Annotated in this window: 2 protein-coding genes and 1 rRNA gene; all 3 read right to left on the reverse strand. The window is 29.3% G+C overall.

Annotated features, from left to right (window positions below; all coding sequences use genetic code 11):
- Positions 1 to 639: 639 nt before the first annotated feature.
- Entirely contained in the window at positions 640 to 1068 is a 429-nt protein-coding gene (locus ACRDBA_RS00575; RefSeq protein ID WP_438571007.1) for an N-acetyltransferase, read from the reverse strand.
- A gap of 126 nt (positions 1069 to 1194) precedes the next feature.
- Positions 1195 to 5784 carry a glycoside hydrolase domain-containing protein gene (locus ACRDBA_RS00580; protein WP_438571008.1) on the reverse strand — a complete coding sequence of 1530 codons (4590 nt, stop codon included), beginning with the start codon at positions 5782 to 5784 and terminating at the stop codon, positions 1195 to 1197.
- 308 nt (positions 5785 to 6092) lie between these two features.
- Positions 6093 to 6196: ribosomal RNA gene (rrf, locus tag ACRDBA_RS00585) — 5S ribosomal RNA — on the reverse strand; the annotation flags it as partial.

A 6196-nucleotide genomic window follows, 5' to 3' on the forward strand; every position in this document is an offset into this window, starting at 1 on the left:
TTTTTAAGACTCTCAAAAGAATTGCTGGTTATTACTTAACTTTTATTCTGTTCAATTTTCAAAGACCAATCAAAATGTCTTAAAGTGCATAACTACTTGTTTTGCTCGTTTATTTCATTTTGTTTTTCCTCATCGCCCTTAAGCGACTTCATTATCTTACCACCGACATTCTTTCTTGTCAACAACTTTTTTAAAAAGTTTTTTCTGTCGAAAGCTTGTCTTATTTAGTGGTTTTTGTTTGTTCCTCACTGGAACGAGACTTATAATATCACGTATAGTAATTTAGTTTTAATAATTCTATCTAATTTTAAATATTTATTCTATTATTGCTACTATTTATTCCTTTTTCCTCTTATTATCATACATTGATACACTAGGTTTAGTTTTCTTTTTCAATATGCTTAATAAATGTAAATAATGTTATTTTCACGAACTATATTCATATTTGTTTGTTTATATTTCGTATTTTCTTGTTATAAAATAAAACTCCTGCCATATAAAAAAGCAACTCTCTTTTTCTTATTTACTCTATATTTATATATTTTTTAAAAAAATCTCTCAATATATCAGTTTTTTAACTTTAAATTACTGATATATTGAGAGAATATTTCTTTTACTTTTATTTATATCACCTTTAAATTATTTATTATCAAAAATCATATTATATTCAACTTCTCTTGTTTCTTCATTAATCTTTTTCTCTACTACCTTAAAATTATTGTTACTATAAAAATTTACAGCTTCTTTATTCTTTTCATAAACATCAAGAGAAAGACACTTATATTTTTCCTTGCAATAGTCTATTAATTTTTTTCCTATTCCTTTCCCTTGGTATAATTTCATTACAAAAAGTCCTGCTATGTAACTTTCTTCAACAATACCTATAAACCCTTTTATAATTCCCTCATCATAAAAAACATAAATATCAGCATTTGGTATCATTTCTTTAACCATTTCAAAATTTTTAATCCAATACTCTTCTTCTATAAATTTATGAGCATCTATATTAGTATCAAGCCAAATTTTCATTACATCATCTAATTCTTCTATATTAAATCCTTTTATCATAAATATTCCTCCATTCCATTAAAGTAAGTATTTTTAATACTATAATAAAATTAAAAATAAGGTATTACATTTAGTAATACCTTATTTTAAAATCTATAACATATATATACTTAAAAGTATATCATATTATTTTGTTGTCCTAGCGTTAATTGATAAAGGTTTGGATTTTTCTCCATTGCTAAATTGAGCAACTATTTTAAATCCATATATAGTATTTACTTTTAACCCTTCAATAGTAGTTTTATTACTTCCAACTGGAACTCTTAAAATTTCTTTACCATCTTTATATATTATATATTCTTGTAATCCTACAATACTAATTGGTTCACTCCAGCTTAAATCCATTGTTGTTGATGAAGGATTTGCCTTAAAGTTAGATGGCTTTGCCACTACAATATCAAGCTTAACTAATAAATCTACTGATTCTTGTAATGATGCTCTAGCTGCATTAATATTTTCTTGAGTTGATTCTTTATTTTCATTAACCGTTATAGCATTATCTAAAGCACTCTTAACATTTTTCCAACTTTCCTCAGTATAAATTTTTTCATCAAGCCCATTTACTTTATCAATTAATAACTTAAGTCTTAAGTTTGAAACTTCATCACCAAGATCTTCAATTATATCATCAAGAACTATACCATCATTTTCAAATATTGGTTCTGGTGCAGTCTCTGCTGTTGGGTTTTTGATACCATAATTATTAATTACGTACCATATATCAAAATTGTTTATAATATTATCATAGTTAATATCAGCTTCCCTATTTTTACTTAAATAGTTATCAACAATGTATAAAGCATCATTTATATCTATAACATCATCTCTATTTATATCTCCAGCTAAAATTTTATCTGGGAACCACATTTTATATATACCTACTTTTTCTCCATTTGCATTTTTTTCACACATTGAAATTGGCGTTGAATATAAGAAATGTCCTGGTATATCAACATATAAAGTATACTCTTCTTCTGCTGGTATATTTTCAATTTGTGCCATTCCACTATAGTTTATTCTTGTTGCATTATATTCTTTACCAGACTTATCTACTAACCATGCTCTTGCCCCTGCTCTTTCATAATCATATGTTAATGCTTCTCCTCGAGATATATCAACCATTAACATAGATGTTTTTGAAATTAAATCAAATCCCTTTGAATAGTTTTTTAGTGTTTCATTCCTACCAAGTGAATTTACGTAACTGATATCACTATCTCCAACAAAAGAAACTTTACCATCCCAATATTTATCTGAAATAACCTTCGCGTCTATCTCTAATACATCTAGATCACCTGTTAAAGAAGCTCCTTCTACTATTACATCGTACACAGTCCAGTAAGATGAAGGCTTCTCAAGTCTTGCTGTTCCACCAGCTTCTTCTACTGCCTTTAAGAATGATTCACTTAATTTCACATTGTATTCATAATTTTGACTTTTAATATCAAGTTTAAATGATCCCTTAACAAAATCCTTTGCATTGTTAATACTAACTGTTGATGTTAATGATTCACCAAGCTTAACACTCTCTTTATTATAAGTTACATTAGTATAAGCTTGATCTTCCCTTGCAACAAACATTACTTCTGGAACTAAATTTCCTGCTGTTGCATAGTCATAGTAAGATACCTTGGTATTTACTGGTGTATCCTTTAGTTCATCCATTCGTACACTAAATTTAAAATCACCATTTTTATCTGGCTTAACTATTTCTTTAATGTAATTATAGTTCTTTTGTATACTTAATGTGTTGTAAGATTGATCAATATCAACACCTCTACAATCTGTGTCATAACCAAGCTCTAATAAACGCTCAATAGTAGAATCATACATATTTCCATGGAACCATAACGCTTTATATTCAACACCATTACTATCTGTTTCTACTGTTAAATCTTCTTCTGAAACTTCATATAAACCTGGATTGCTATTTTCGTCAAATGTTATAACTGGCTTTTTATTATCTATAATTAATGGATAAGATACTTCATAAACCTCTCCATCTATACCTGTTACTACAAAGGAAACTTTATATTCTCCTTCAGGAACTAAAGTAGATTGACCAAGCTTATCACTACTTAATATTGGTAGATAATATCCATTAAAGAATCCATTTAAGGTGTACTCTACATCAAAAGCAGCATTAGTGGCATCAAGTATTGCAATAAACCCAAGTGGTTTTCCGCTTTCTAGTTCGCTTAAAACTATATCCATTGTTTTCATTGGACTATTTAATTTAAAAATAGCTGATACTTTTGATGATGAGTTAGAATGTATTCCATCTTGATCATTTGTTGCCGCAAAACGACTAGTTTTTACATAATCAAAACCTTTTTCTGAATGTCTAACAGCAAATGGAACTTTAAACATTTCATTACTATTTTCTGAGTTTGTAAAATAAACATATCCTTGATAAATCCCTTGAGCTGCAATAGTTGGTATATTAATAGTTGCATTTAAAGATGCTACTTGGTTTGCAGCTACAGTTACTGTATCAGCAATATCAAGAGTAACTCCATTTTTAGTTGGATCTAATGTAACACCAGCACTATTTAAAATAGTTAAAAACTCTACTGATACATTATATACCTCATCTTTATCACTAAAGTTAGAAATTTTAACTTCTAATGTTTTAACTTCATCATTTAAAGACTCATAGATTTGTCCAAATCTAAGTGAAGGAGCTATATTATCTATTTGAACAATTTCTCCATCAACATTAACACTATCTACTTTATCCATAACTTGAACTAAGTTATCAGCATGAACAGCTTCATATGCATTAACACGTCCGGCACCAGATTCAAACACATTATATTCTTCAGCTAATGGTTCTGCAGTATTAGCTAAAGCTGCTTTTACATCATCTACATCATATTCTGGATTAGCTTGTAAAATTAGAGCTGCAATTCCTGCTACATGTGGTGTTGCCATTGATGTACCATTACTTGAATAATATGCTTTAGTGTAATCAACCTCATCATCATAACGAGAATTCATAAATCCTGGATAAGTAGATACAATATTTACACCTGGTGCTACAACATCTGGCTTAATATCATAATTATCTAAAACTGGTCCACGTGAACTAAAAGATGCTAAATAGTCACCTGGATAAATATTTTCAGTTAATTCATCGATAAATAAAGTCTCAGATGGTGCCTTATTTAATTCAGAAAGTACAGCTTCACCATCAACCTTTGTTAAAGTGAATGTAGGTATATAGTTTGCATCCTCACCTAAGAAATAAGGAATTTCACCATCTTCATTATTATATATAATAATAGCTTCTGCACCTGCAATTTGCGCACCATTTATTATCATATTTAAATTTAAATAACTACGCTTAGCAATTGCAACTTTTCCACTTAAATCTTTGTTAATTACTTGATATGGATCCCCTATTCCAACATCAACTAATTCATAATTCTTATTTCCAATCTTCTTTTCATCATCACCAAAATTACTTGCTAATAAACTTGCATTAACATTAACTTCACCTAACTTAAGCTCTGTAGTTGGCACATCAGTTGGCATTGTACTTGCACCAACAGTAATAGCAAGAGGTGATGTTCCAGGTGTACCTAAAGTTCCAACTCCTTCACCTGAATTACCTGCTGCTACACATGGTATTACTCCAAGCCTTGCTGCATTATTAATTGCTATGGCAGCAACATCAAGTGCTGTATTATAAGAGCTACCTAAGGATAAATTAATAACATCCATACCTTGCTCTACAGAATACTCAATAGCTGAAATAATATTAGAAGTATCGCCTCTACCATAAGGCCCTAAAACACGATATACATATAAATCTACATTTGGTGCTACTCCAGTCATTGCATATTCTGTATCATTCTTCGGATTAGCCGCTATTGTTCCTGATACATGAGTACCATGAGTAGTATAATAATAACCCCCATAATTAGATTCAAAAGCCCCTGAATTTAACCAATCTTGATAAGTTGTTTCCATTGGATCATCATCATTATCAACAAAATCATATCCACCCTTATAACTATCTTTTAAATCTGGATGATTATAATCTATTCCTGTATCAAGGACAGCAACTTTAATTCCCTCTCCATTTACACCTTCTCCATGTAATTTATCAACCCCAATATAAGGCAATGGAGCTGGTAGTCCTTCTGTTTTTTCTGATTCTTCTATTTCCACTGGTTGGGGAGCTTGGACAATTTCATCATTCCAAATACGCTTTACTACCCCAGTTTCAAGTAATGTTTCTACTTCTGACTTTGGAATTTCCATTGATATACCATTAAATGTGTAATAATACTCATCTAATATTTTCATTTCACTCTCTTCATTTATCTTTTTTTCTTTTGAAAATTTATTTATTTTTTCTTTAAAAGTATTGTGCTCTTTATCTATTACTTCCTTATGAACTATATTTTTTTCATCTTTATTAATACTTCTACTTTCTCTTTCAATATCAACTACTTCAGCCATTGAAGGTTCTTTTAGTTCAACAATAACCTTAACAATTTCATTAGGTTCACTTAAAATAGCTGGATCAATAACAAATGAACCTTCTACTTCAATTTTATCAATACGTGAACGACTTTCCTCCGACAAAGCTTTAACAGCATCAATTGGCGTTTCAAATGTTTTTGCATAAGATATACTTGGAATCCAAGAGACAGCCATAAACCCTACTAAAATCCTTGCTAAAACTTTCATTTTACTACCTTTCATTTTTATCCCCCTTATATAATTAGTTTTACATATTTCTATAAATATATATTTCATACTTTTTAAATCTATGAATATTTTTTTAATAAATTATTAAATTTACTAACATTTATATGATAATACTTCATAAAAAAAAGAAAAACCTAAGCAATACACTAATGTATTGCTTAGGTTTTTATAGATAAAAATTTATATTTAAGTATATTAAAAATATCTATGGTATCTTTTACGCTTACTGTTACAAATTAAAATTCACTATATTAATTATAAAAATATAAAAAAATAAGAGCCGTAATTCGACTCTTATTGTAACCTGGCGACGTTCTACTCTCCCACACAGTCTCCCATGCAGTACCATTGACGCTGTAGAGCTTAACTGTCCTGTTCGGAATGGAAAGGAGTGTTTCCTCTACGC

The sequence above is a fragment of the Clostridium sp. genome (assembly GCF_051654825.1).
Lineage (GTDB): Bacteria > Bacillota > Clostridia > Clostridiales > Clostridiaceae > Clostridium.

Bases quoted from the DNA above. Each gene is read 5' to 3' on its own strand.
- ACRDBA_RS00575 (WP_438571007.1), bottom strand. From the start codon at position 1,068: ATGATAAAAGGATTTAATATAGAAGAATTAGATGATGTAATGAAAATT.
- ACRDBA_RS00580 (WP_438571008.1), bottom strand. From the start codon at position 5,784: ATGAAAGGTAGTAAAATGAAAGTTTTAGCAAGGATTTTAGTAGGGTTT.